Genomic DNA, 24,313 nt, shown 5'->3' with positions numbered 1-24,313 from the left:
ATGGCTTAAGATGCCCTGAACGGCCGCGTCGGCGCGCCTTGACTAGAACGACATAGGAAGACACCGCATGGGCGCTCTGAGCCATATTCGCGTACTCGATCTCACCCGCGTCCTCGCCGGACCCTGGTGCGCACAGACTCTCTCCGACTTCGGCGCCGACGTGATCAAGATCGAGCGCCCCGGCGCCGGCGACGACACGCGCCACTGGGGGCCGCCGTACCTGAAGACGCCCGACGGCGAAGATACGGCCGAAGCCGCGTACTACCTCGCCGCGAACCGCAACAAGCGTTCGGTGACCGTCGATATCGCCACGCCCGAGGGGCAGCGCATCGTGCGCGAGCTGGCCGCGCAGAGCGACGTCGTGCTGGAGAACTACAAGGCGGGGCAGCTCAAGAAATACGGGCTCGATTACGCGTCGCTGCGCGAGGTCAAGCCCGACATCGTCTATTGCTCGGTGACGGGCTTCGGTCAGACCGGACCGTATGCGTCGCGCGCGGGCTACGACTTCATCGTGCAGGGTATGGGCGGCTTCATGAGCATCACGGGCGAGCGCGACGCCCTGCCCGGCGGCGGCCCGCAAAAGGCGGGCGTGGCGATCGCCGACCTGATGACCGGGATGTACGCGACCATCGCCGTGCTCACGGCGCTCGCGCATCGCGACCGCACGGGAGCGGGCCAGTACATCGACATGGCGCTGCTCGACGTCCAGGTGGCCATGCTCGCCAACATGAATTCGAATTACCTCGCGAGCGGCACGCCGCCCGCGCGCTGGGGCAACGCCCACCCGAACATCGTGCCCTATCAGGCGTTCCAGACGAGCGACAGCTGGATCATCCTCGCGGTGGGCAACGACGGGCAGTTCCGCAAGTTCGTCGAAGTGGCGGGCCGTCCGGAACTGGCCGCCGACGTGCGTTTCGCGAGCAATCCCGAGCGCGTGCGCCATCGCGATACGCTGGTGCCGATCGTGGCCGACCTCATCCGCGCGCGCAGCAAGGCCGACTGGATCAGCGCGCTGGAAGGCGCGGGCGTGCCGTGCGGGCCGATCAACAATCTCGCCGAGGTGTTCGAGAACGAGCAGGTGATCGCGCGCGGGTTGCAGGTGGATGTGCCGCATCCGTCGGGCGGCACGGCGCGCCTCGTGCGCAACCCCATCCGCATGAGCGAGACGCCGCCCGCCGTGGCCGGCCATCCGCCGACGCTCGGCGAGCATACGGAGGCCGTACTGCGCGACGTGCTCGGTTATGACGGCGAGCGCGTGGCGGCATTGCGCGATAAGGGCGTGGTCTGAGGTGTGAAGTTTGGTGCGCGCTCAGACTGCGGCGCCCTTTTCCATCGACATCAGCCACTCGAAGCCCTGCGGCCAGTTTCCGAGGCCGCTTTGCGCGTTGATGTGCCCGCGCGCGCCGATCTCCATCCAGCGACTGCCCCACGCCTGCGCGCAACGCTGCGAGAACGCCACGCCGCCGTACGGATCGTCGATGCTTGCTACGACGATGCTCGCGAACGGCAGCGCGGCGAGCGGCACCGGATCGAAGCCGTGCGCGTCGCACGGAAATTCGGGTCCGTGCGGATCAGGCAGCGCCACCAGCAGCGCGCCCGCCACTTTCGCGCGCGTCGCAGCGCTCGCGTGGCGTGCGGCCCAGTGCGCCACCGTCAGGCAGCCAAGGCTGTGCGCCGCCAGCAGGACGCTGGCCTCATCGGCCGGCTGCGACGCCAGCGCCGCGTCCAGCGCGGCGCACCAGGCGTCGCAATCCGGCTGCATCCAGTCGGGCATCTCCACCCGTTCGAAGCCCGCGTGCGCGGCCTCCCAGTGGGTCTGCCAGTGTCCCGGCCCCGAGTTCATATAGCCCGGCAGGACCAGCACGCGCGGCTCGCTCATCGTTATTTTTCCTCGTACGGAGTGTGGTTGACGCAACGCCGCCGCGCCAGGAATGGCGGGAAAGGTCGCGTCAGGTAGAATGGAAGACACCACCGGCGCGCGGTTGGGCTTCGGCAGCGTTGAAAACTCAACACTTCCGACAGGTTGGCCACTTGCACCGCGCCCTCGAACGACTTCCCTTTTCGCATGAATACCGAACGTAAAGACGCCGACCGCACGGACGCGCCTGCGGCATCCAATTTCATCCGCAACATCATCGACGACGACAACCGCTCGGGCAAGTGGGCGCAGCGCGTGGAAACGCGCTTCCCGCCAGAGCCGAACGGCTATCTGCACATCGGCCACGCAAAGAGCATCTGCCTGAACTTCGGCGTTGCGCAGCGCTACGACGGCGTCTGCCATCTGCGCTTCGACGACACGAATCCGGAAAAGGAAAGCGTCGAGTACGTCAATTCGATCATCGACGCGGTCACCTGGCTCGGCTTCGAATGGAAGAAAGAAGAGAAGGAATATCTCTTCTTCGCGAGCGACTACTACGACAAGCTCTATGAATTCGCCGAACTGCTGATCCAGCGCGGCAAGGCGTATGTGGACAGCCAGTCGCCGGAAGAGATGCGCGCGAACCGCGGCTCGGCCACGGAAGCGGGCAAGAATTCGCCGTTCCGCGATCGTTCGGTCGAAGAAAACCTCGATCTGTTCCGCCGCATGAAGGCGGGCGAGTTCGAGGAAGGCGCGCACGTGCTGCGCGCGAAGATCGACATGGCCGCGCCGAACTTCAATCTGCGCGACCCGGTCATCTACCGCATCCGCTTCGCCCATCACTACCGCACGGGCGACAAGTGGTGCGTGTATCCGATGTACGACTACACGCACTGCATCTCGGACGCGCTCGAAGGCATCACGCACTCGCTGTGCACGCTGGAGTTCGAAGACCATCGCCCGCTGTACGACTGGGTGCTCAACGAACTGGCTGACGCTGGCGTGTTCGCGCGTCCGCTGCCGCAACAGATCGAATTCTCGCGCCTGAACCTCACGTACGCGATCACCAGCAAGCGCAAGCTGCTGCAACTCGTGACCGAAAACCACGTGGACGGCTGGGACGATCCGCGCATGCCCACGATCGTCGGCGTGCGCCGCCGCGGCTTCACGCCCGAAGCGATCCAGCTCTTCTGCGAGCGCATCGGCGTGACCAAGGTCGATTCGTGGATCGACATGAGCGTGTTCGAAGGCGCGCTGCGCGACGATCTCGACGACAAGGCGCCGCGCGCGACCGCCGTGCTCGATCCGCTCAAGCTCATCATCGACAACTATCCGGAAGGCCAGTCGGAAGTGTGCAGCGCACCGGTGCATCCGCATCATCCGGAACGCGGCAATCGCGAATTCACGTTCTCGCGCGAACTGTGGATCGAACGCGAAGACTTCCAGGAAACGCCGCCGAAGGGCTATTTCCGCCTGTTCCCGGGTAACAAGGTGCGCCTGAAGTACGGCTTTGTCGTCGAATGCACGGGCGCGGAGAAGGACGCCGACGGCAACATCGTCGCCGTGCATTGCAACTACTTCCCGGACAGCAAGTCGGGCACCGAAGGCGCGAGCAACTACAAGGTCAAGGGCACGATTCACTATGTCAGCGCGGACAACGCCGTGCCTGCCGAAGTGCGTCTCTACGATCGCCTGTTCCGCGAAGAGCAACCCGACGCGGGCGGTCGCGACTTCCTCGAAGCGCTGAACCCGAACTCGAAGCGCGTCGTCCAGGCGTATGTCGAACCGGGCGCGCGCAACGCAGCGCCGGAAGACCGCTATCAGTTCGAGCGTCATGGCTATTTCGTCGCCGACCGCTACGACTCGAAGCCGGGCGCACCGGTGTTCAACCGCATCGTCGGTCTGCGCGACAGCTGGGGCAAGTAAGCTCCCAACTGGTTTCAGCAGCAAAAAAGCCCGCGCTTTCGAGTGCGGGCTTTTTTATGCGCGTCGCGCGGGGCTAACTGGAAGAAGGGCTAGACGCGCTCGTGCAGGGCCGCCAGCGAAAGCGTGGTGGCGAACAGGCGCGCAAGGCTGCGGCTTGCGTACTGATCGACATCGGCGGGCGCGGTCCAGCGCCACGCGTCCATTTCGGGAATCATCACGCCGTCGTAGCGGCGCGGAAACATCGACACGCACACGCAACGCGACAGATCGCGTTCGCTGTCGAGCGCGCGCGTGGCGAACAGATGCAGGTCCTTGTCGCGCCGATACGCGAAACGCCCGAGATCGACGAGGCGCGCCGCGTCGATGGCGATACCCGTCTCTTCGACCATCTCACGCAGCGCGCTCTGTGCTTCGGTCTCGCCGGGCTCGCCCTGCCCCTTCGGAATGTCCCAGTGGCCGGTGCCGGTCGCATGCGCGAGCAGCACACGGCCCTCCTCATCGAGCAGCACGATGCCGCACGAAACGATCTTGCCGTTCACCGCGACCTCAATGCTTCTTTTGATAGACCCACTCGCCATCGCCGACACGGCAGAACTGCGGGCGCACCGTCATCGACTGGCCCTTGGCGTTGACCACGACGTTCGAGTCGCGGCAGGTCTTGTCGCCGTCCTTCTCGGTTTTGGTGAGCGTGATGGTGGCGTCGATCTTCACGCTATTGCGCAACCCGTCGTTGTTCCAGTTGACGGTCTCGCCGTCCTGTTTGGTGGCGACGGCATCGCGCACCGCGTGGCCGAGCGAGTTGTAGTCGGCCTGCTTCATCCACGCAGCCGGCGTGTCGGTGAGAAAGCCCAGATTGGCGGCGTGGGCAGCCGGCCCGACCGAAAGCACGCACAGGGCCGCAAGGCCTGACAGAACACGGGGCAATTTCGACATCGAACGTTCTCCTTGGTGGGCTATGGCCTGCTATCTCACAAAGCCAGGCGAAAAGAATAGCACGCGCCCTATTTTTTCCTTGGGCATCTGCCCGGCGCGGCGGCGCTCGCTCCCAGCCAGGGCCGTGGGCTTTTAGGACTGGTCCGATGGAGCGCCTGACAGCGAAATCATAAAGTTTCCCTGTCGTCAGCTTACGTGCTTATCGGAATTTTCCGCCATGACCTACGCTATTGCCCTCAGAGTTTTCGCTGTCATGCTGGCCCTGCTCTGCATCGGCCTGATGTCGCTGATCGCTCATCATACGCACACGCCCCAAGCCGAATCGTCGGCCCCGCAACTCTCGATCCGCATCGACAATACCCCGGGCTGGCCCGAGACCGTCATGCGCGGCGGCACGCTGTGCCTGCTCATTTCGTTCGTGCTCCTTACCGCTACGTGTCTGCTGATCGCGGGCAATTGAACCGGCACGCGCGTGGACGCGCGCTGGCCAATTCAACGGGATTCAATGCACCGAGGGCTGCCAGCCATCGGTGAGCGTGCCGAGGAATACGATCACATCCTTGATTTCGGCTTCGGTGTACACCGGCGCATCGCCCGGCTTGCGATCGAACGGTGCATCCGTATTCAGATTCGTCCAGTACTGGCGTGGCAGATCGTCGAACTTCTTCACCCGGCCCTTCACCACCGGATAGAACTCTCCCGGATTCGTATCGCGACGCGCGTAGAAGTGCATCACGTCTTCCAGCGAGTGGTAGATGCCGTTGTGAAAGAAGGTCTTCTTGAGCGCGACGTTGCGCAGCGTCGGCGTGCGGAAGAGCCCGCAGAACTCGTCGCGATGGCCGAGGTCGGTGCGCTCCGGCCCACACGCACCCAGATCGAAGAAACGCGGGTCGTGGTTCACGGCCAGTGCGCGATTACGCGGCACACCCACGGCAATCAGGCCGAAGTCGCTGAACTGCGGCGGCGAACCATCCTTCGCGCGCTGGCTGATGTGACAGCTCGCGCAATTGCCCTTCTTCTCGTCGTTGAAAAGCTGCAGGCCGCGCAATTCCGCCGCCGTCAGCGTGGCCTTGCCCGCGAGATACGCGTCGTACTTGCTCGAATACGGATAGAACACGTCGGGCGCCTGCTCGAACGTTTCCAGCGACTGCAATACCGCCTTGAAGGTCGCGTCCTCGTCGTCGAAGATCTGCTCGCCGAAGGCCGCGCGGAATGCGTTCGCATAGGGCGCGGCGCGCACCGCGTCCGTCACCTTGCGCGGCGTGCTCGCCATCTCGAACGACGATAGCAACGGAATGCGCGCCTGGTCGGCACCGTGATCGACACGACCGTCCCAGGTGAGGCCGCCGGTCGGACCGGCATCGATGCTCTCGTCGCCTTCGTCGTCGGAGTCGTGATAGTGCTCCGAGAACGCCGGGACCGCTTGCAGATATTTGAGCGTGGGCACCGCACGCATACCCTGACGACGCATATCGGCGCCGCCGATCTGCACGTCGAGCGCATTGGTGGGCGTGAAGGCGCGATCGGGACTGTGGCAGCTCGCGCACGACATCTTGCCCAAGCCCGAGAGCGAGGGATCGAAGAACATCTGCTTGCCGAGCGCCGTCATGCGGCGCACCTGCGCGTAGACCTCGGCGCGAGATTGACCGCCGGGCGTCGATACGCCGGGCGTCGCTACGCCAGGCGTCGCAACGCCAGCGTTCGTCGAGATCTTCATCAGCTTCGCGCCGTTGCTGCTGTTCGCATTGGCGTCGTGCCGGCTCGCACCGCTTGCTCCGTCTGTGTGAGACGCAGACGTGCCGCCATCGCACGCCGCCAGCGCCGCGAGCATGACCGCCGCCAACATCCGCCGCGCCGAACGCGCGTTTGCCTGCATCCGCGTCGAACGACGCGCCAATCTACGCAACATGAAGATCCCCGGAACATGGCGGCGCGCACTCGCGGGCATGACAACACGCCCTCTCGCCGCAATTGCCGATGCGCGCCTTTCACGCATCGAAGTCGCGAAAGCGTATGTCAAGGACGTGACGAACAGATGACGCATCGTAATCACGTCGTCATGCAATCACAGGGATATAAAAAGCTAAATGTAATTAATTACACATGGCTGTCAAATTGCGTTGAGACACTGCGCGTCGCCCAAACGGCCGGCGCCGCTCCCGCGCCGGTCCCGGGGACCCCAACGCGAGAGAGAAAAAATGTTCAACAAAAAATGGTTCTATGCGACGCCGATCGCCGCCGCGGCGGCAGCCCTGGCCGTCGCGGCATGCGGCGGCAGCGACAACAAACCCGGCCTGTCGTCGGTGAAAAATATCGTCGTGATCTACGCCGAGAACCGCAGCTTCGATAACCTCTACGGCAGCTTCCCCGGCGCCAACGGCCTGCAAAACGTGACGACCGCGAGCGCCCAGCAGCTCGACCGCGACGGCTCGGTGCTCGCCACGCTGCCCACGGTCTGGAACGGCCTGACGCAGACGGGCATCACGCCCGCCGTCACGGCCGCGATGACCGCGAACATGGCCAACGCGCCGTTCGCGATCGACGATCCGAAGGGCTATAACGTGCCCCTCTCGACGACGACGCGCGACCTGTATCACCGTTTCTACGAGAACCAGATGCAGATCCACGGCGGCAAGAACGACATGTTCGCCGCCTACGGCGATTCGGGCGGCCTTGTGATGGGCCACTACACGACCAGCGCCGACAAACTGCCGCTCTGGAAGATCGCCCAGCAATACACGCTCGCCGACAACTTCTTCATGGGCGCCTTCGGCGGCTCGTTCCTGAATCACCAGTGGCTGATCTGCGCGTGCACGCCGTTCTATGCGAACGCGGACAAGAGCGTGGCTTCGGGCTCGATCTCGTCGGTCAACAGCGATGGCGTCTCGCTCACGCTCGCCTCGAACTCGCCGGCTTCCGCTCTCACCGGCGTGCCGAAGTTCGTGAAGTCGGGCAACCTCACGCCCGACTTCTACGCCGTCAACACGATGCAGCCGCCGTACCAGCCGAGCGGCAACGCGCCGGTTTCCGGCGGCGACCAGACCCTCGCCGACCCGAGCGCCGCAACCACGCTGCCGGCGCAGACGACGCAGAACATCGGCGACCTGCTGTCGAACGCGGGCGTCACGTGGGCCTGGTATGGCGGCGCATGGGGCGCGGCCGTGAGCGCGGTGCAGAACAGCACGACGAATGTGATCTACGGCGCGAACATGACAGCGCCGAACTTCCAGCCGCATCATCAGCCGTTCAACTACTTCACGAACTACGCGCCGGGCACGGCCGCGCGCACGGCTCACCTGCTCGACGGCGGCATGGACGGCAGCGAATTCATCAAGGCGATCGACGCGGGCACGCTGCCGGCGGTGTCGTTCTACAAGCCGCAAGGCAATCTGAACGAACACGCGGGCTACACGGATGTGGCGAGCGGCGACCAGCACATCGCGGACGTCATCTCGCATCTGCAAAAGAGCCCGCAGTGGAACAACATGGTGGTCGTCGTGACGTACGACGAAAACGGCGGCTTCTGGGATCACGTCGCACCGCCCAAGGGCGACCGCTGGGGTCCGGGCTCACGCATTCCGGCGCTCGTGATTTCGCCGTTCGCGAAGAAGGGCTACGTCGACCACACCCAGTACGACACGACCTCGATCCTGCGCCTGATCACGCGCCGCTTCGCGCTGCCGACGCTGTCGGGTCTCACCGCACGTGACGCCGCGCTCAAGAGCAACGGCGGCCAGGCGATGGGCGATCTGACCAACGCACTCGACGTGAAGCTGTAAGCCGACACGGCCATCGACGGCTGGATGGAGTTCCGTCCAGCCCCCTTCTTGGGCAGCCTTCGTGCTGCCCTATTTTTTGGCACGGCTGTGTTTGAAGTCGGCCTCGAACGTGACGTTTGACCACACACGTTGACCTCGATCATCACCTACGCTTAATTTAGTTGACTAAGCAATATTTGATGGAGGTCAAGTATGAGGCGCGTGGAATCGACACTGCCACCCGGCGAGCGGGTCGTTTATGAGGGCCATTTGAGCATGTGGGCGATGGGGCCGTGGCTCACGCTCGGCATCGTGCTGATGGTGTCGGGCGTGCTCGTGGGCTGCCTTGGCGATGCCGCCCTGTCGGCCTTGTTGCTGTTTGGCGGCGGGTTGCTGATGTTTGGCATCGTCATCGCGCTCTTGTTGACGACGCAGTTGGCGTTGACGCGCAGACGGCTAATCGCCACGTTCGGGATTTTCAGCCCGCGTAGTGTGACGTTCGATCTTGGCGACGTGCGACGCGTGCATGTGCGCCAAGGGCCGCTGGGCGGGCTCTTCGATTACGGGACGCTGGTGATCGGGCGCGGGGGTGCACCCGCTCTGCGGTTCGTTGGGATCGAGCAGCCATTTACGTTCCGCGAGCGACTCGCGCGGTTGCGCGATGCGTGGGTTTTGCAGATGAAGATGGCTGCGTGAGATGCTGGGGTTAGGCGTGCGTTTGTCGCGCGATAGATGGCAAAAAGCCCGCGAAATGCGGGCTTTTTTCGTTTGGCGCGACAGGAGGGGCTCGAACCCCAGACCCTCGGCTTAGAAGGCCGAACAAGTACGTAATTCTTAGTGTTGATGGATCTTCATGTAGTCGCCGCAAATGCCCATCCTACGGTGATTTTTGCCTCAAACCTTCGGCCATTTCTGTTGACCAAGATTGACCATTTTTCATTGAATTTGCCTACACAGTGCCTACACGAAATTCCGTGTAGGCAAATTGTGTGGGAGCCACCTGTGAAAAAAGAGAACTTCACGCCCGAGCGCGTCGCTGGTTATGCCTGCGAGCCGGGCCGCCAGCAGAGCATCTACTGGGACAAGAAACAGCAGGGCCTCGGACTGCGTGTGACCGCATCTGGCGGCAAGGCGTATGTGTTCGAGGGGCGTCTGTTCGGCAAGACGGTGCGCATTACCATCGGTGCGCCAGAAGCATGGCCCCTTGAACGGTACGTGACGACAGACCGCGAAACCGGCGAGAAAATTGAGCGCGTTGGAGCCCGGCAAGAGGCTGCACGCCTCAAGGCGTTGATGGACCGGGACATTGACCCGCGAGAGGAAAAGGCCGAGCAGCGCGCCGCCCATGAGGCGCGCAAGCTGGAAGCACGCCGCAAGGATGCGACCGTGCGCGAAGCGTGGTTCGACTATCTGGACGCTCACCGCTCGAAGTGGAGTGAACGCCACATGCTCGACCACGAGCGTCTTGCTCAGGCTGGCGGACAGGAAAAGAAGCGCGGTTCCGGCGTGACCGTCGCCGGGCCTCTCGCCCCACTCATGTCGCTCAGGCTGTCCGACCTAGACGCCGAGCGCGTCGCCTCATGGCTACACGATGAGGCGGCGAGCCGCCCCACGAACGCGGAGCAGAGCTATCGCAAACTGCGCGCGTTCATCCGCTGGTGCAGTGAGCGCCCGGACTATCGCGGCCTTGTGCCAGAAGGCGCATACGCAGCGCGCGCCGTGCGCGATGCCGTACCACGCCCGAAAGCGAAAGATGACTGCCTCCAGCGTGAGCAGCTTGCAACATGGTTCGCCGCCATGCGACGGATTGGCAATCCAGTAATCAGCGCGTACCTCCAAGGCCTGCTGATTACGGGCGCGCGCCGCGAGGAACTGGCCGGGCTTCGCTGGGATGACGTGGACTTCCAGTGGCGCAGCCTCCACGTCTCCGACAAGGTGGAGACTGAGACGGGGCGCGTTATCCCGCTTACGCCCTACCTCGCGTCCCTGCTGCGCGAATTGAAGCGCCTGAACCACACGCCGCCGAACGTGCGCACGATGGCACGCATGGAGGCCGAGGGCAACGCATGGAAACCGTCTGATTGGGTTTTCTCCAGTAAGACGGCGGCAGATGGCAAGCTGGCGGAGCCGCGCATCGCGCACACCAAGGCACAGCAGATGGCCGGGTTGCCCCATGTAAGCCTCCACGGCCTGCGGCGCTCATTCGGCACGCTGTCCGAGTGGGTGGAGTGTCCGGTGGGCGTCGTGGCGCAGATTCAAGGCCACAAGCCGAGCGCGCTAGCGGAGAAGCATTACCGCCGCCGTCCGCTCGACCTGCTGCGCATGTGGCATGACAAAATCGAGGCGTGGATGCTCGCTCAAGCGGGAATTGAGTTTGACGCCACCGCCAGCCAGCCGGGATTGCGGGCGGCGAACTGACGAATTCCAGCGGCGGCGCGTGATGCGTGCGCGTGGCCGCGATGTTTTGTCGCCGTCTAGCTCGACGGAGCGAAAAGCCGGACACCTTCACCGGCCTGACGGGGGCATCTGAATTGAAGGCGACGCACGAAGGGCGCGAGCAGTGGAAAAAGAGCCGCAGTGGAGAGGCCACCGGACGGCGGAACGCCGCAAAACAGAAGACGGTTTCCTATACCGAGACCCAGTCAACCAAACGCTTGCCATCAAGCTTCTCTTATGGGGAGCCGCAGACCCGTTATCCGAAGGTACGAATCTGCCGAATATAGACCAATTTGTCGAAGACTTAGAACGTCGCGACGCCCCTGCGGCGAAAATGAGTCGCGATAGACTCAATCGGATTCGGGAACTTCACAAAAGTGGTGACATGGAGACGTGCCTTGCTCACGTCGGACGTCTGACTATTGCGATGCAGGCGCGCGAAGCGTTAGAAGCCAAGCACCAGGAGCTGGAAGACGAGCGGCGGCTCAGTGAGGCGCTGGAGCGTTCCATTTCGCGAATGCTCGTGCGCCCAGTTGCGGTGGAAACTGCATTGGAGCAACTTCGCGAGCCTCAAACCGATAGCCCGCCGCTGGCGGGTGTTCACGTTACGCCTACATTTAGTGCGGATGAGCCCAAGCGCGCGGCGGCGGACGATGCTGGCCTATCGAAGCGCGAGAGACAGATTCGAGCGATAGAGGCAGCGGCGGACAGGTTGGGCTACCCGCGCCTGTCCATTCCGAAGGGAGGCAAGAAGGCTATCCAGGAGAAGTGCAAGGCGAGCTATCCAGACCTATTCGGGGTAGGGAATGACCCATTCCTAGACGCATGGAGCAAAGGGGTTGCAGACGCCAGAATCCGCACAGCGAATCACGATACCTACGCAGGTAGGTAGGGGAAAAATACCCTACTTCCCCACTGTTGCGCCCCCACTATCACCCCACTCAACAATGTCAACGCTGAGAAACAAAGCCGAGCGTGGCGGAATCACTCAGCGTTGGTAACGAATCCCTCAGCACGTTATCGACGCCCAGTGACCCGCCATGCGAGGCCAAATTGAGCGTTGATAATGCAAGCAATCAGTTCCCTGCTGGCGCGCACTGGCCTGCCCGAAGTCCTGCCGACCGATGAGGCCGCAGCAGCAATCAACCGCAAGCCTCAAACCCTGCGCAAGTGGGCCTGCCTCGAAAACGGCCCCATCCGCCCCATTCGAATCAATGGACGCCTTGCGTGGCGCGTGGCCGACCTCCAATCGCTGCTGAATGGCGAGGTGCTGTAATGGCGGCCTCGAACATGAGCGCGGCAGCGCAGCGCATCCGCGTTATCGAAGCGCTGCGCGTAGGCCCGATGAGCACCTACGCATTGCGTGCGCGCGGCATCTCCCATCCCGCGATGCGGGTCAAGGAACTCATCGCGCTCGGTCACGCGATCACTTCCTCGCGCGTGAGCGCAGTAGATTCGGACGGATATACGCATAACGGCGTCGCCTTGTACGAACTGAGCGAGTACCGCCAGCCGGGCCTTTTTGACCATCTGGAGGCCAAATGAGCAGTCGCGTATTGACGCTGGTTGGCGACCGCTTCCCGGGCGGCGGAAGCGAACTCATGGCGATGCTCTTTCTCGCCGATTGGGGAAACGACGATGGCGGCAGCTTGTACCCGAGCATCTCATTTCTTGCGGCCAAGATGCGCGTCAGCGAAAGTCAGGCGCGCCGCGTCCTTCACGGCCTGATTGACGGCGGCTATGTGGCTGTTGTCGGAAACGAATTCGGCGGCGCACCAGGCATGTCGAGAAACTACCAACTGAACGTCGACAAGCTTCGCGCTCTCCCCGTTCTCCCCAAAATTTTTCAGCATTACGAGCGCAACAACTCGCGCCGGAAGGGCGCGCGTGTAAGCACAAACTCATGTCAACTGGAGCACACGACGGGTCGCATGGATGCCACCCCTAGCGCCGATGCCACCCCTAGCACCGTTGCGCGAGACGGGTCGCAAGGGTGCGCCGGACGGGTAGCACCGATGCGCGAGACGGGTGGCATGGGTGCAAGCCTAACCACCATGAACCATCAGAGATCCACCAAAGAACCATCAGATAGCGCGCAGTCGCCCAAAGGTGGAGGTTCTCGCAACCGACTCGTGACCATTGAGCAACTCGTTGACGAAGGCGTCGACCGCGAACACGCAACCGATTGGCTAATGATCCGCAAGGCGAAAAAGTCACCGCTCACACCCACCGCGTGGAATGGCATCAAACGCGAGGCTGAAAAGGCCGGACTGTCTTTCGCGCAAGCTGTCGAAATGGCCACCGAGCGCGGCCGGGTGGCTTTCCGCGAGACCTTTGTACGCGAGCAATCGCGCAACGCGCCGAAAGCCAACCATTCGCCGGGCTTTGGCCCGGTTAACCATCGCGAGGCATCCCGCGCCGCTGCAGCGGCATCTATCGGCCTTGGAGTCACTAGCTATGACAATGAACCCTTCACCGTCGACACTGAATTCAAGCGCATTGCCTGACCCGATGGAGTGGCTCTTTGGCCAACTGCACGGCATGTTCGGCAACCGCCTGCTCGACGGTTTTCGCAGCGGACATGTGGTTGATGGTCGCGACAGCGGCATCGAAAACATGAAGCGCGTATGGGCCGACAAGATTCGCTCCAACGGGTTGAAGTTTTCCGACGTGCGACGCGGCCTCGCTGGCGCAGAACGTCTGAAGTGGCCGCCGAGCTGGGGCGAGTTCCTCGAACTTTGTATGCCGCATCTCGACATTGACGAGGCACTGCGCGAGGCAGTCAATCAGATGACGGCCCGCCAGCGCGGCACCGACAAGTGGTCGCGCCCGGAAGTCTACTGGGCGGCAGTGAAGGTTGGCGAGTTCGACCTGCTCTCATTGCCACACGCGCAGCTCAAACCGCGCTTTGCTTCAGCGCTCGCGAAGGTGCTCGAAGACGGCGAGGTGCTGCCAGTCCCGCCCCGTGCCCCAGCGCTTACGGCACCTGGCAAATCTGAGTCGACGCGCGAGCATGGCCGTCAACAGCTCGCTGCACTGAAAGTCGGCCCAAGCCTGCTGCACGCCATGGCGACGGGAGGCACGCGTGACTGGGCGCACCGTATCATCGCAGCGCATGAGCGCGGAGCGACAGTGGCGCCGCACAAGTTGGCGGCCGCCCGCGAAGCGATTAGCTCTTGACGTAGGCTGTAGAAAGTTGGACTCGATTGGTTAGACGATGTCAGATTGCCGGGCTCAGTTCGGCCATCAGGAGTCGCTAACCGCAGCCCATGGCAACTAATCGGCTGCTTGGCACCGCATTCCACGCGACTCCTGACTAATTATGTGCAATTTTTTATGACATTGGAGGACGTCACCTTTATATCACCTGTGCCCACGTAAACAACACGCAATCAATAACGACCGGAAACGTAGGTTTCAATCAATACGATGTCATGCTTCTGCGGCAAAAGTGATGCCCGCTTTCTTGCCAATCGACAGACTAAACTCATATACCCCTTCCCAGTTTTACTCTTCCTCAGCAAATCATCGATATAGACGGGATTTTCCGCCCGGCTTTCGATCGCCGTAATGTAAGCATCAATTGCGGCGATTATATCGGAATCTTCAGGCTCTTTTTTGACTTTGCATATTTTCCCGAGCAAATTTGCCTTGGTCAATTTTGCATTCGTGTTGGTTTTCACGGCTTTTTTGACAATCGATTTTTCGCAGTATTCTGCACCAACGAGAAGATCGTCAACATTATTTGACAAATAATATATGCTTTTCGCGCGCTGAAGCCAGTAATCCGGATCATTCGCCAAATACGTGGCGAGGCTTTCGTAAATTTCCCGGATAGCGGCGCTCCTGAAAGATAAATCTTCCTCAAATATCAAATTTAAGTTATCAAACAAGAGCAACTCAAAAGCCTTTTCTTCGATGTTGTTCATTACCCTGAACGTTCGGACAATCTGAGCGGCCGTTTCGGTTGGGCCAAGCTTTTTCGCAATTAGATGTAGCGCATAGTGAATCCACGCGCTTGCGTTGGCAACAATGACGTTTGCCGATCTCTCTGACCGCATCGAACTAGCGTCCGAATCTTCCAGTTCAACGAATGGCTGCCACTGGCGAGCAAAGTCTTCGAAATGGGTATTCGAAAGATGCGAAAGACCCATATCCTTGGCGAGCTCTCGAAAGTAACGCGAATATATTCTTTGCCGAGTTCCGAGATAAAACAACAACGAAAACTCTAAATGCCCTACATTTGTTTGAGACCATTGCCGCTGAAGTCTCTCAATATTTTCGTGAAGGCGCGACCTCTCCTTGAATAGCTTCCTCACCACCGGCGATTCGGACAGCGAAAATATGTTATCTAAATGTTTTTCGGATTTTTCCCAACTTTTGCTAAATCCGAATTCATCAAGGCGTGCATTAATTTTATTCGCCTCTGCGAATGACATTTTCTCCTCCACTTCGATGGCCAATTGTGCTATTTGAGGTCCAAGCGCAGTCAGCCAGCCACGATTCATGGCAACAAGTAAGGTTGTATTATTGTCTCGAACTTGATCTAGTTTTCTTACCAACATTTGTAGCTGCTGATAGGAGACGGCATCCGAATCAATAGCAATAAGAGCATCTTTAGTACGGACGATGTCGTTCATGACAGCGTCCGAGGCTGCGGCGCTAGAAAGAACAGCAAAGCGTCGCCTATTGGTATGCGCTCTCAAAATCGAAAACAGCATGCTGGTGCGCCCGGAGAAGCGACGTCCATAAAGAACAACAATCGGCTCGGAGAGAAGAGGCTCGATTTTCGTTAGGTTCTCTCGGGGGATAGCATTCGTCCCCGGATCATTGTGAGCTCGCCACGAGATTTGCAGCAGATATTGTAAAAATTCCTTATTTCCAGCCACCTTGCGGGTACTCTCAGAATAAGCGTATGTGCTGAGCGGAGATTTAGAAAGGGAGCTAGGGTTTTGAACGCTTCCAACAAATGCATAGAAGTCGGCGTAATCTACAACAAGTACGTCTGTGATTCCATAGCGCCTCAGCTTTTTCCTATCTTCGTAATCAATGGGTTCCGATCCTGTAACATAGACGCGACTTGTAGCCGGCAAGCCATTGTTAGCGATTTGATGCCCGCTGAGAGAGAATAGAATATCTAGCTCATCGCTGAGACTACAACCCACGAATAGCAGATGACGTTCCGCCAAATCGTTCGTCAAGGCGCTTAATAACGCATGATTCGTAATCAAGCTTTTTATATAATCAACGCTACCGAAGACCAAGCGAAATGCTTCGCGTGAGGCCGCAGTCACCGCGTCCGCAGCATCACCGTGCAATTTATATACAAATTGAGTGGTCTTGTGTTGGGAAAAATCGTTGAACGGAAGTACTTTTATAGCGCTGATTTCTCGCTCGATCGCGTCATCGATGTTAAGCGTGTAAAAGTATTCCCAATCCCATTTTAGAAACGCTTTCTTTGCCTCACTTGAGATTGAAACATTGGTGAAGTGATTGCGGAGTGTTGTTTTTATTCCATCAATATCAACAATTGGCTCCCTAAAATACTCATCCGCAAGTTGCTGAAAATCGTATTTTTTTAACGAGTCTTCACTCGGTTTGTCTGAAATAGGCGCAGTCGAAATTGCATTTCGCATCATCACTTCGAAATCCTTTCCGCTCGGCACAGCGCCTTTGTACGCCCTTTCTCCCATCGTGAAACCAGCACCGAGAAAAGGAATGCAACGACCAGTGAGCAGAAGGCCTCTAAGAAAATCTCGACCACTATCTTCGGACAACTTGTGTACTGCGTATGATTCGTTAGCCATAGTTTTTATTTTCGACGGATGTCACTGTTTGCAATCTAAAAATCATTTGTCAGCGCAAGATTGACGATCAAATCCATTGAAATGTGCGCGCACTGAAAAATATCAGGCGACATCCAGTGTACCTTGTCGATCTGCCGGACGGCCGGGTCGAAGAGGGAAAAATGTTTGGAGGAAGTACGCGCGGTGAGTTTCCATTTCCCGTCAGGAACGAGGGTTTCCTGTCGTTTAAGAAACTTTCGAACCTACTTCGACATCGACATTTCGCCAGACGGCGGTTGCCTTCTCAGTTGTGGTGCATGCGACTGGCATAAACATTCCAACTTCCCGATGGACGCCGACAGCGGAGAGGAGGCCCAGGACAGACAGTCGTACGCTGCTTCGCCCCATGAATGATGTCGTCATGATGGTTCAGGCGAAGAAAAAGGTGCGCCCCGAAGAAACACGATTAGAGAAGATGGCGAAGCGAGCGCACGACACCCATTCGCGAGGCGCGGTGAACGGCATTGCAAGGCGATCACCACGCTCGAAGGGCATCCGCGCCCGGGGTGGGGGGGCGTCAAAAGTTTTCGGCCCTAAGCGCAGAGGACCGACCGATCCCGCACGCGCAGAAAATAATCCCCTTTCTGGAATTCTGTTAATCAGAAAATGGGGGCACGCTAAGGCTGAAAGCCACACCCGGCTAGGCTTTGCGCGCTCTGGATGTTAAAGATGATGTTAAGGAATGAACGCGCTGGCGGACCTCCGTCGCGGCGGGGCACCCTCACCCGGTCCGACTCCGAAAGCTACGCCGGTTGAGTCGTTTAAACGCGACGGCCTACCAAAGGACGCGTTGCGCCGTCTTGCCGCAATCACCCGCGCGGAGGTCGGCCGTGTTGAGAACGCCACCGGCCACGCAAAAGACGAACTGCTCCACGGCTGCGTGGCCTTGAAACGCTCCGCTAGCCTCTTTCACGCAATCGAACAGCTAACCGAGAGGCTGGCAAGAGCACTACCAAAAAGGCTGGGTGAGCGTGCTGCCGCATGGCTCCACGTTGATCGGAATAACCTACACCACACCTACACGGACTCCAGAAAGCAAAAAGCCCGGTTTTAAAAACCGGGCTAAGCGCTTGAATTCATTGGCGCGACAGGAGGGGCTCGAACCCCCGACCCTCGGCTTAGAAGGCCGATGCTCTATCCAGCTGAGCTACTGTCGCGTGGAAAATCTGCGTGTTGGGCGCCGCGCGAGGTGCGCGGGCAACGACGGGCGTGGATTATACCGCGATCGTCCCTGCGCCGTGGGCGGTCCCACACGCGAGCGTCAACGGGCTCAAACCGGTTGCGGATGCATCACGAACCAGCCGAGGAAGATCGCGCCCGCGATCACGCAATACAGACCGAACGAAGCCAGACGGCCACGGCCCTCGAAATAGCGCATCAGGAACTTCACGCTGAGCCACGCCGCGATGCCAGTCAGCACGCCACCGACGAGCGCCGTCGTGAGTTGATCGCGCGCATGGAACAGCTTCGGCAGTTCGAGCACGCCCGCCGCGAAGATGATCGGCGTGCCGAGCAGGAACGAAAACTCGGCGGCTTTTTCCGTCGTGAGACCCGCGGCATTGCCCGCGATCATCGTCAGGCCGCTACGCGAGAAGCCCGGAATCAGCGCGCCGATCTGCGCAAGACCGACGAGAAACGCCTGGCGGAACGAGAGCTTCTCGGGACCACGATGCACGCGCGCCTGTTGCAGGCGGTCGCCGAACCACAGCAGCACGCCATTGACCATCAGCGCGGCCGCCACGATACGCAGGTCGTGAAAAATCGCTTCGATGCGCTTTTCGAGCACGAGGCCAACAATGCCCGTCGGGATCGTGCCGATGATGAGCGCCCACATCATGTGACCGTCGTCGTTCTTGCGTCCACCGAGCGAGGCGAAGAAGCCGCTGATCAGCGCGACCCAGCGCGCGCGGAAATACCAGAGCAGCGCGACGGCGGTGCCAAGGTGCAGCGCGACGAGGAACGGCAGCAGTTGCGGCGCATGCTTGTCGATATGCATGCCGAAGAGCGCGGGCACGAGCAGCGTGTGGCCGAGACTGCTGACGGGAAAGAGTTCTGTGACGCCTTGCAGCACGCTCAGAAACAACAGGAACGAGAGACTCACGCGGGGGATCCTCGGAAGGGTTGGACAGGACGCCGGACCATCGCGCGGACGGCGCGGCAAAGCGCCCCGATTATGCCTGGCCCGAATAGCAGCGCCAAGCGCCGAGCCGCATTTGTCGGAAAAGTTACCGCATCGCAACAAAATAAGGCTGCGATAAGCGAGACGGGTGTAGTGATGAACGCAAGGAAAAATGCGGACGGCCGCGCTCTGGCGGCCCTTTTCGGAAGCAGGGGGAGATCGGAAGGAAACCGGTGTGAATACCGGCGAAAGCCTGTAGAAAGCTAAATGGCCCGCATGGCGCCGGCCGGGAAAGCCACGCGCCGCTAGCGCGCCATTTTGTAGAAGAAGTACGCGCTACTTCCAATGAACAGGCTGAAAAGCCCCATTCCCATAGCCATTGCGAGATCCATTCTTGCGCCCTCCTTCTTCATTGCAACGTTACTTCGTCACTTCCTGGTGCGAAATCTTTGTGCGCAATCGCACAGTCGTTATGGATTATGGGCGCTCCGTCTTTGCCGCAATACCCCACGATTTCCCGACGAGGGTTTTCACGCATTAGAAAGCGGCGCACAATCCGCAAGCGCTCCAGCGCACGTTTCCCTCAACTTTTTCCTGACGCCTCGACATGGAATCACGTCCTCCGCACGACATCCTCGAACTCAGCAGCGGCGCTTCGACGCTGCGTTTTGCGCCGTGGGCCGGCGGCCGTTTGCTCTCGTGGCATGTGGGGGGCGAGCCAGTGATCCGCTGGCCCGAGAATGCGAACTGGGATCAGCCAGCGCGCGTGCGCGGCGGCAATCCGCTGCTCTTCCCGTTTCTCGGGCGTCATTTCGTCGATGGCCAGATTGGCCGCTGGCGTGACGCGCAAGGCGTGGTTCGCGAACTATCGATGCACGGTTTCGCGCGCGATCTCCCCTTCGCCACCGAGGTCGATGCGGATGGGCGCGGTGTGCGCATGACGCTCACCGATTCGCCGGCCACGCGTGCGGGCTATCCGTTTGCGTTCCGTTTCGAGGCGACTTACCGGCTCGCTGGCGATCATGCGCTCGACGTCACGCTGACGGCCACCAATACCGGCGATGTCCCGCTGCCGTGGTACGCGGGTCATCACTTCTATTTCGAGCTGCCGCACGCTCAGCGCGCGCAGAGCACGCTCGAGATGCCGCCCGCGCAACGCCGCCATCAGTTGCCCGATGGTTCGATCAGCGCACCTGAGCCCGGCGTGACGCAGTACCGTCTCGACGATGCGGGCATCATCGATCGCTTCCACGTGCTGGAGGGGACGCCATCGACGATGCCCGTGCGACTCGTCACGCCGGGGCTCAAGCGCGCCGTGACGATCGATCTCGATCGCCCGGATTCGCTGCCGTGGTACGCCGTGACGACCTGGACCGAGGCGGCCGACTCCGACTTCTATTGCATCGAGCCGTGGCTCGGCCTGCCCGATGCGATCCACAACGGACTCGGTCTGCGCTGGCTGGCGCCGGGCGCGACCGAGTCCGCCACGCTCCAGTTGCGCGTCGAGGCGCTCGGCTGAGGCGCTCGCGGGCCGGCGCCGCGCAGGTGCCAATACCCTGCGTCGGGTCAGCCAATTCGTCGGGTGAAAGCGCAAGCGTGGCCGCAAACCCGCTAAAATCGGACGTTTTGCCGTCGCGGCGCCCCTCGTCGGGCTTGCCGCCGGCAGCGTCTAGCGAGGTTCAACGTTGGCAAAAGGACTCACTCAGGGACTAACTGAAGGATTGACAGCGGGATCCACGGCACGATTCGGACAAGGATTCCGACGTTTCGCCTGTGCAGCGCTCGTCGCACTGCTCGCCGCATGTGGATCGGCGCCGGTCGGTCCCGGTTTCTATCGCGTGGAACGCGGCGACACGCTCAGCAAGATCGCGCGCAGCAATCGGCAGTCGGTGTCGAATATCGTGCGCTGGAACAATCTGGCGAACCCGGATGCGATCGAAGTCGATCAGGTGCTGCGCGTCTCGCCGCCCCCGGGGTCGACTGCGGGTGCACAACGCACAGCGCCGCGCTCGTCTGCTTCGGCTGCTGCGTCCGCGTCGACGCCGCGCGATAGCGCCGCCGATAACGCGACTGCGTCGGCCGCGCCGGCTGCGCCTATCTCGCTCGTCTGGCCGACAGCCGGCCAGGTGATCCGCAACTTCGACGGCCGCGACTCGAAGGGCATCGACATCGTCAACAGCGCCGGCTCGCCGATCGTCGCCGCCGCGCCCGGCACCGTCGTCTATGCGGGCAATGGCCTGCGCGGCTACGGCAATTTGCTCATCATCAAGCATGAGGGCGATTACCTCACTGCCTACGCGCACAATCAGGCGCTCTTCGTGAAGGAAGGCCAGGCCGTCGCGCAAGGTCAGAAGATCGCCGAGATGGGCAGCAGCGACAACGATCGCGTGATGCTGCATTTCGAATTGCGTTATCAGGGCCGCTCGATCGACCCGGCCCGCGATTTGCCGCCGCGCTGATCGACTTGCTTCGAACCGGCATGTCGCACTAGCGAATGCCGTTTGATCTTCGAAAGAAAAAAAGCCCGGCATGGCGCCGGGCTAACGGGGGTTTGGCGCATATCGGCAAAGGACCGGTTTACCATGCGCCGAATGGCAATCTATCAACGGCCCCATCCCGGCGCAATCACTTAATTCAACGGAAAATGTGACTCTGCGCACGGTTTATAGCCCGTAACAATTCCCGATGACGAATTGCCGTTCGACCTACGCTGTATTGGCGCATGAAAATGCGCATTGCAGCGCACTTCACGCAATCACTGACAACTCTCGCAAATGCTTGCTGGGCGGGCGTTACAGGACGATTGAAACACGCTGACAAGGGGCTTGTGGCAGCGCTTTCTGCCGCGCTGCAATATGCCTTTTCGCCCGTTCATACGGGCTCCGCCATTTGGTGGGCAAACGCACGCAAGTCGCTAATTAGACGCGCGAGTGGGATTTTTGAAACACTCGATTTGGCGTGCGCGATTGCGATTGCATTTGCGATTTACTGGATTGTTTGATTGTTTTCTTTTCGCGATTATTCGTCAGATCATTTGGATTTTGTCGATGATGACTTTCGCTTTTTCAATAATACGAACTGCGGGTCGAAGCGTACGCGCATCGCCCTTCCCCTGCGCGACCTATCGTTTATAGTATCGGCCGCACCTTGAGTCCCAGAATCATGACCACCGACGACGCTACCCCCAACTCCCTCTACGCCAAGCTGCTCGGCGAAACCGCCAAGATCGACTGGCAAGACCTCGAACGATTCTTCGCCCAAGGCAAATTGCTGTCCGTGGCGCGCGACCTCGATCTGGTGAGCGTGGCCGAAGCCATTGCCAACGATGACCGCACGCAGGTGACGCAGTGGTTGTCCGCCGGACACGTGGAGCGCATGCAGTCCGAAACCGCCGCTGACTATGCCGCACGCAAGCCCGAACTCTGGGCCGTCGTGGTCTCGCCCTGGGTCTGCGTGCAGGAACGCAGTTGAGCGGCGCCCACGCGTTGCCGACGCGGGGCGGCTGGCATCGGCGCGTGCTGATGCTCGCCTTTCCGATCGTTCTCGCGAATCTCACGCAACCGATTCTTGGCGCCGTCGATACGGCAGTCGCCGGACATCTGGGTAGCGCTGCGGATCTCGGCGGCGTCGCGCTCGGTGGGCTCTTCTTCAGCTTTGTGTTCTGGGGCTTCGGCTTCCTGCGCATGGGCACCACGGGGCTTGTGGCGCAAGCGTATGGCGCGGGCGATCATGCCGCGTTGCGCGCCAATGTCGTGCGTGCGTTGCTGCTGGCGTTCGGTATTGGCGCGTTGATTCTGCTCGTGCAGTCGCCGCTGATCCACTACGCGCTCAGGCTCATCGGCGGCAGCGACGAGGTGCAGCGCAATGCGCAGCTTTATTGCCAGGCGCGCATCGGCTCGGCGCCCTTCGCGCTGGCGAACTATGTCGTGCTTGGGTATCTGCTCGGCACGCAACGCGTGCGCATCGCGCTGGCTGCGCAGGTGCTCATCAACGCAGCGAACGTGATCGCCGTGCTCGCATATGTCTACGGGTTCGGCTGGGGCATCGCGGGGATCGGTGCGGCAACGGCGACGGCCGATGCAGCCGGTTTCGTGTTCGGCGCAGCGGTGTTGTGGCGGCTGCGGCCGCGTGGACTCGCTCCGTTCGCATGGCGCTCGATCGCCGAATCCGCGGCGCTCAAGCGACTCGTTGTCATCAACCGCGACATCTTCCTGCGGACCATGTGTCTGCTCGGCTCGTTCGCCTGGTTCGCGCATGTGGGCGCACGCCAGGGCGATGCGGTCCTCGCCGCCAATGCGCTACTGCTCAACTTTCAGACCTTCATGGCCTTTGGCCTCGATGGATTTGCACACGCCGCCGAAGCACTTGTAGGTGCAGCCATCGGGGCGCGCGATCGCGACGCGTTCCGGCAGGCGGTCAAAGTTAATCTGTTCTGGTCGACGCTGGGTGCCCTCGGATTTTCGCTCGTCTATTGGTTTGCCGGAGCGTGGATCATCGACAAACTCACCGACCAACCTGCCGTGCGCGTCGCCGCGCTGGCATTCCTGCCCTGGGCTGCACTCTCTCCGCTCATTTCCGTGTGGGGTTTCCTGCTCGACGGTGTCTTTATCGGCGCGACGCGTACGCACGAATTGATGCAGGCCATGGCCGTCTCGCTGGCCATCTTCCTCGCCGCCTCCTGGGCGCTCGTGGGGCCATTCGGCAACCACGGTCTTTGGGCCGCACTGCTGATCTTCATGGCGGCTCGCGGTTTCACACTGATGCCACTGCTTGGGCGGATCACAGGCTCTATCGCCCCGCTTGAAACGCAACAGGCGCCCTAAGGCGCCTGTTTTTGCTGCTGGGCGTTAGCCCGGGTTACTGCGCGGGCGACGGCGCCTCGATCATCATCGGCGGATGGTCGTCGGTCGGCACGCCGTGATAGTCGGCGGGATCATGAGGCGGTGGCCCGTGATGCTTGCTCGTCGTATCGTCGGCGCAAGCGGAAAGCAATGCGGCCATCGCAATGGCCAGCCAGGCACGTGACATCAGCACAAACTCCTTCAAGAAATGTTGCCGCGCAACAGTCTAGCGCCTGCCTTGCCGATTTGGCGGCTCGTCAACACAGCTATTTTTTCCTGCCGCGTGCTGTCCTAAGATAGGAAATGGCTGCAACCCAAGGAGGCTGCCATGGATGCCGAAACTATTGCGGGTCTGATCGGGCTGGCTGTCGGTTTGCTGGTGCTGCTTGGGCTGTCGATCTTCGAGTCGAGAGTCTATCGGCGGGAGCACAACGGCGAAGGCATGATGCACCACTGGCTGGCTACGCATCACGTGCTGGATCGAGTGCGTCGCAGGCACTGAGCTGTTTTGTTTCTCGACGTGCTGATTTGAGTCGGCTGATTCGGTCAGCTTTGGGATGGGTGTGTCAGCGCGCGTGACGCCTGGTTGGGTTTAC

Annotated in this window: 24 protein-coding genes and 1 tRNA gene; 17 read left to right on the top strand and 8 right to left on the bottom strand. The window is 60.8% G+C overall.

The features are described 5' to 3' along the window. Positions 1-67: 67 nt before the first annotated feature. Positions 68-1,288 (top strand): CaiB/BaiF CoA-transferase family protein, encoded by a 1,221-nt coding sequence (locus U5782_RS07050; protein ID WP_322043119.1) that lies wholly within the window; start codon positions 68-70, stop codon positions 1,286-1,288. A gap of 21 nt (positions 1,289-1,309) precedes the next feature. On the opposite strand, the gene U5782_RS07045 is transcribed toward U5782_RS07050, so the two are convergent. Further along, the gene (locus U5782_RS07045; protein WP_415914267.1) at positions 1,310-1,879 is read right to left on the bottom strand and encodes an RBBP9/YdeN family alpha/beta hydrolase; all 570 of its coding nucleotides are present in this window, start codon (positions 1,877-1,879) and stop codon (positions 1,310-1,312) included. A gap of 186 nt (positions 1,880-2,065) precedes the next feature. Between U5782_RS07045 and U5782_RS07040 the strand changes: the two genes are divergently transcribed. Beyond that, on the top strand, positions 2,066-3,784 hold the full coding sequence (locus tag U5782_RS07040) for a glutamine--tRNA ligase/YqeY domain fusion protein (protein WP_322043118.1): 1,719 nt from the start codon (positions 2,066-2,068) through the stop codon (positions 3,782-3,784). A gap of 89 nt (positions 3,785-3,873) precedes the next feature. On the opposite strand, the gene U5782_RS07035 is transcribed toward U5782_RS07040, so the two are convergent. Next, positions 3,874-4,323, bottom strand: coding sequence for an NUDIX hydrolase (locus U5782_RS07035; protein ID WP_415914266.1), 450 nt, complete (start codon positions 4,321-4,323; stop codon positions 3,874-3,876). 7 nt (positions 4,324-4,330) lie between these two features. Then, positions 4,331-4,717, bottom strand: a complete 387-nt coding sequence (locus U5782_RS07030) for a hypothetical protein (protein WP_322043116.1) — start codon at positions 4,715-4,717, stop codon at positions 4,331-4,333. Between the two features lie 217 nt (positions 4,718-4,934). Between U5782_RS07030 and U5782_RS07025 the strand changes: the two genes are divergently transcribed. Further along, complete coding sequence (locus U5782_RS07025) at positions 4,935-5,177, top strand: hypothetical protein (protein WP_322043115.1); 243 nt, start codon at positions 4,935-4,937, stop codon at positions 5,175-5,177. Between the two features lie 42 nt (positions 5,178-5,219). On the opposite strand, the gene U5782_RS07020 is transcribed toward U5782_RS07025, so the two are convergent. Further along, entirely contained in the window at positions 5,220-6,626 is a 1,407-nt protein-coding gene (locus U5782_RS07020) for a cytochrome-c peroxidase (RefSeq protein WP_322043114.1), read from the bottom strand. A gap of 289 nt (positions 6,627-6,915) precedes the next feature. On the opposite strand from U5782_RS07020, the gene U5782_RS07015 reads away from it, so the two are divergent. From U5782_RS07015 to U5782_RS06980, 8 genes are all read left to right on the top strand, one after another. Next, on the top strand, positions 6,916-8,496 hold the full coding sequence (locus U5782_RS07015) for an acid phosphatase (protein WP_322043113.1): 1,581 nt from the start codon (positions 6,916-6,918) through the stop codon (positions 8,494-8,496). Between the two features lie 192 nt (positions 8,497-8,688). Then, the gene (locus tag U5782_RS07010; RefSeq protein ID WP_322043112.1) at positions 8,689-9,171 is read left to right on the top strand and encodes a PH domain-containing protein; all 483 of its coding nucleotides are present in this window, start codon (positions 8,689-8,691) and stop codon (positions 9,169-9,171) included. A gap of 306 nt (positions 9,172-9,477) precedes the next feature. Beyond that, a complete protein-coding gene (locus tag U5782_RS07005) occupies positions 9,478-10,893 on the top strand; it encodes an integrase family protein (protein ID WP_322043111.1) in 1,416 nt (471 codons plus the stop codon). A 142-nt stretch (positions 10,894-11,035) separates the two neighbouring features. Then, a complete protein-coding gene (locus tag U5782_RS07000) occupies positions 11,036-11,803 on the top strand; it encodes a hypothetical protein (RefSeq protein WP_322043110.1) in 768 nt (255 codons plus the stop codon). A gap of 174 nt (positions 11,804-11,977) precedes the next feature. Beyond that, a complete protein-coding gene (locus tag U5782_RS06995; protein WP_322043109.1) occupies positions 11,978-12,187 on the top strand; it encodes a DNA-binding protein in 210 nt (69 codons plus the stop codon). Next, complete coding sequence (locus U5782_RS06990) at positions 12,187-12,456, top strand: helix-turn-helix domain-containing protein (protein WP_322043108.1); 270 nt, start codon at positions 12,187-12,189, stop codon at positions 12,454-12,456. Before U5782_RS06995 ends, U5782_RS06990 begins: the two co-directional genes overlap by 1 nt. Continuing rightward, complete coding sequence (locus U5782_RS06985) at positions 12,453-13,418, top strand: helix-turn-helix domain-containing protein (RefSeq protein ID WP_322043107.1); 966 nt, start codon at positions 12,453-12,455, stop codon at positions 13,416-13,418. The genes U5782_RS06990 and U5782_RS06985 overlap by 4 nt, the downstream gene beginning before the upstream one ends. Next, complete coding sequence (locus U5782_RS06980; RefSeq protein ID WP_322043106.1) at positions 13,369-14,091, top strand: hypothetical protein; 723 nt, start codon at positions 13,369-13,371, stop codon at positions 14,089-14,091. Before U5782_RS06985 ends, U5782_RS06980 begins: the two co-directional genes overlap by 50 nt. Positions 14,092-14,303: 212 nt before the next feature. Here the strand turns inward: U5782_RS06980 and U5782_RS06975 are convergent, their stop codons facing one another. The 3 genes from U5782_RS06975 to U5782_RS06965 all read right to left on the bottom strand — a co-directional run bounded on the left by U5782_RS06975 (position 14,304) and on the right by U5782_RS06965 (position 18,858). Then, positions 14,304-16,718, bottom strand: coding sequence for an SIR2 family protein (locus tag U5782_RS06975; protein ID WP_322043105.1), 2,415 nt, complete (start codon positions 16,716-16,718; stop codon positions 14,304-14,306). A gap of 1,119 nt (positions 16,719-17,837) precedes the next feature. Next, a tRNA-Arg gene (locus U5782_RS06970) sits at positions 17,838-17,914 on the bottom strand. A 113-nt stretch (positions 17,915-18,027) separates the two neighbouring features. Continuing rightward, positions 18,028-18,858, bottom strand: coding sequence for an undecaprenyl-diphosphate phosphatase (locus tag U5782_RS06965; RefSeq protein WP_322043104.1), 831 nt, complete (start codon positions 18,856-18,858; stop codon positions 18,028-18,030). A 625-nt stretch (positions 18,859-19,483) separates the two neighbouring features. Between U5782_RS06965 and U5782_RS06960 the strand changes: the two genes are divergently transcribed. From U5782_RS06960 to U5782_RS06940, 5 genes are all read left to right on the top strand, one after another. Next, positions 19,484-20,395: an aldose epimerase gene (locus U5782_RS06960; protein ID WP_322043103.1), complete on the top strand. Its 912-nt coding sequence runs from the start codon at positions 19,484-19,486 to the stop codon at positions 20,393-20,395. 202 nt (positions 20,396-20,597) lie between these two features. After that, positions 20,598-21,335: a peptidoglycan DD-metalloendopeptidase family protein gene (locus U5782_RS06955; protein WP_322043102.1), complete on the top strand. Its 738-nt coding sequence runs from the start codon at positions 20,598-20,600 to the stop codon at positions 21,333-21,335. Between the two features lie 263 nt (positions 21,336-21,598). Beyond that, complete coding sequence (locus U5782_RS06950; protein ID WP_322043101.1) at positions 21,599-21,877, top strand: hypothetical protein; 279 nt, start codon at positions 21,599-21,601, stop codon at positions 21,875-21,877. 161 nt (positions 21,878-22,038) lie between these two features. Further along, a complete protein-coding gene (locus tag U5782_RS06945; protein ID WP_322043100.1) occupies positions 22,039-22,347 on the top strand; it encodes a DUF2288 domain-containing protein in 309 nt (102 codons plus the stop codon). A gap of 50 nt (positions 22,348-22,397) precedes the next feature. After that, on the top strand, positions 22,398-23,699 hold the full coding sequence (locus U5782_RS06940) for an MATE family efflux transporter (protein ID WP_322043553.1): 1,302 nt from the start codon (positions 22,398-22,400) through the stop codon (positions 23,697-23,699). Positions 23,700-23,733: 34 nt separating this feature from the next. Here U5782_RS06940 and U5782_RS06935 read toward each other — a convergent pair whose 3' ends face one another. Then, positions 23,734-23,904: a hypothetical protein gene (locus U5782_RS06935; protein WP_322043099.1), complete on the bottom strand. Its 171-nt coding sequence runs from the start codon at positions 23,902-23,904 to the stop codon at positions 23,734-23,736. A gap of 141 nt (positions 23,905-24,045) precedes the next feature. Here U5782_RS06935 and U5782_RS06930 point away from each other — a divergent pair, with 141 nt between their 5' ends. Continuing rightward, a complete protein-coding gene (locus U5782_RS06930; RefSeq protein WP_322043098.1) occupies positions 24,046-24,219 on the top strand; it encodes a hypothetical protein in 174 nt (57 codons plus the stop codon). The last annotated feature ends 94 nt before the right edge of the window (positions 24,220-24,313 follow it).

Origin of the sequence: Paraburkholderia sp. J67 (assembly GCF_905220265.1) — a bacterium.
GTDB lineage: Bacteria > Pseudomonadota > Gammaproteobacteria > Burkholderiales > Burkholderiaceae > Paraburkholderia.
Note: the sequence above shows the minus strand (reverse complement) of the source record. Positions and strands in the feature narration are given on the sequence as shown.

What these genes read in the sequence shown, in the direction of transcription:
- U5782_RS07050 (WP_322043119.1), top strand. Translation starts at nt 68, where the DNA reads ATGGGCGCTCTGAGCCATATTCGCGTACTCGATCTCACCCGCGTCCTC.
- U5782_RS07045 (WP_415914267.1), bottom strand. Translation starts at nt 1,879, where the DNA reads ATGAGCGAGCCGCGCGTGCTGGTCCTGCCGGGCTATATGAACTCGGGG.
- U5782_RS07040 (WP_322043118.1), top strand. Translation starts at nt 2,066, where the DNA reads ATGAATACCGAACGTAAAGACGCCGACCGCACGGACGCGCCTGCGGCA.
- U5782_RS07030 (WP_322043116.1), bottom strand. Translation starts at nt 4,717, where the DNA reads ATGTCGAAATTGCCCCGTGTTCTGTCAGGCCTTGCGGCCCTGTGCGTG.
- U5782_RS07025 (WP_322043115.1), top strand. Translation starts at nt 4,935, where the DNA reads ATGACCTACGCTATTGCCCTCAGAGTTTTCGCTGTCATGCTGGCCCTG.
- U5782_RS07020 (WP_322043114.1), bottom strand. Translation starts at nt 6,626, where the DNA reads ATGTTGCGTAGATTGGCGCGTCGTTCGACGCGGATGCAGGCAAACGCG.
- U5782_RS07015 (WP_322043113.1), top strand. Translation starts at nt 6,916, where the DNA reads ATGTTCAACAAAAAATGGTTCTATGCGACGCCGATCGCCGCCGCGGCG.
- U5782_RS07010 (WP_322043112.1), top strand. Translation starts at nt 8,689, where the DNA reads ATGAGGCGCGTGGAATCGACACTGCCACCCGGCGAGCGGGTCGTTTAT.
- U5782_RS06995 (WP_322043109.1), top strand. Translation starts at nt 11,978, where the DNA reads ATGCAAGCAATCAGTTCCCTGCTGGCGCGCACTGGCCTGCCCGAAGTC.
- U5782_RS06990 (WP_322043108.1), top strand. Translation starts at nt 12,187, where the DNA reads ATGGCGGCCTCGAACATGAGCGCGGCAGCGCAGCGCATCCGCGTTATC.
- U5782_RS06985 (WP_322043107.1), top strand. Translation starts at nt 12,453, where the DNA reads ATGAGCAGTCGCGTATTGACGCTGGTTGGCGACCGCTTCCCGGGCGGC.
- U5782_RS06980 (WP_322043106.1), top strand. Translation starts at nt 13,369, where the DNA reads ATGACAATGAACCCTTCACCGTCGACACTGAATTCAAGCGCATTGCCT.
- U5782_RS06975 (WP_322043105.1), bottom strand. Translation starts at nt 16,718, where the DNA reads ATGGCTAACGAATCATACGCAGTACACAAGTTGTCCGAAGATAGTGGT.
- U5782_RS06960 (WP_322043103.1), top strand. Translation starts at nt 19,484, where the DNA reads ATGGAATCACGTCCTCCGCACGACATCCTCGAACTCAGCAGCGGCGCT.
- U5782_RS06950 (WP_322043101.1), top strand. Translation starts at nt 21,599, where the DNA reads ATGAAAATGCGCATTGCAGCGCACTTCACGCAATCACTGACAACTCTC.
- U5782_RS06945 (WP_322043100.1), top strand. Translation starts at nt 22,039, where the DNA reads ATGACCACCGACGACGCTACCCCCAACTCCCTCTACGCCAAGCTGCTC.
- U5782_RS06940 (WP_322043553.1), top strand. Translation starts at nt 22,398, where the DNA reads ATGCTCGCCTTTCCGATCGTTCTCGCGAATCTCACGCAACCGATTCTT.
- U5782_RS06935 (WP_322043099.1), bottom strand. Translation starts at nt 23,904, where the DNA reads ATGTCACGTGCCTGGCTGGCCATTGCGATGGCCGCATTGCTTTCCGCT.
- U5782_RS06930 (WP_322043098.1), top strand. Translation starts at nt 24,046, where the DNA reads ATGGATGCCGAAACTATTGCGGGTCTGATCGGGCTGGCTGTCGGTTTG.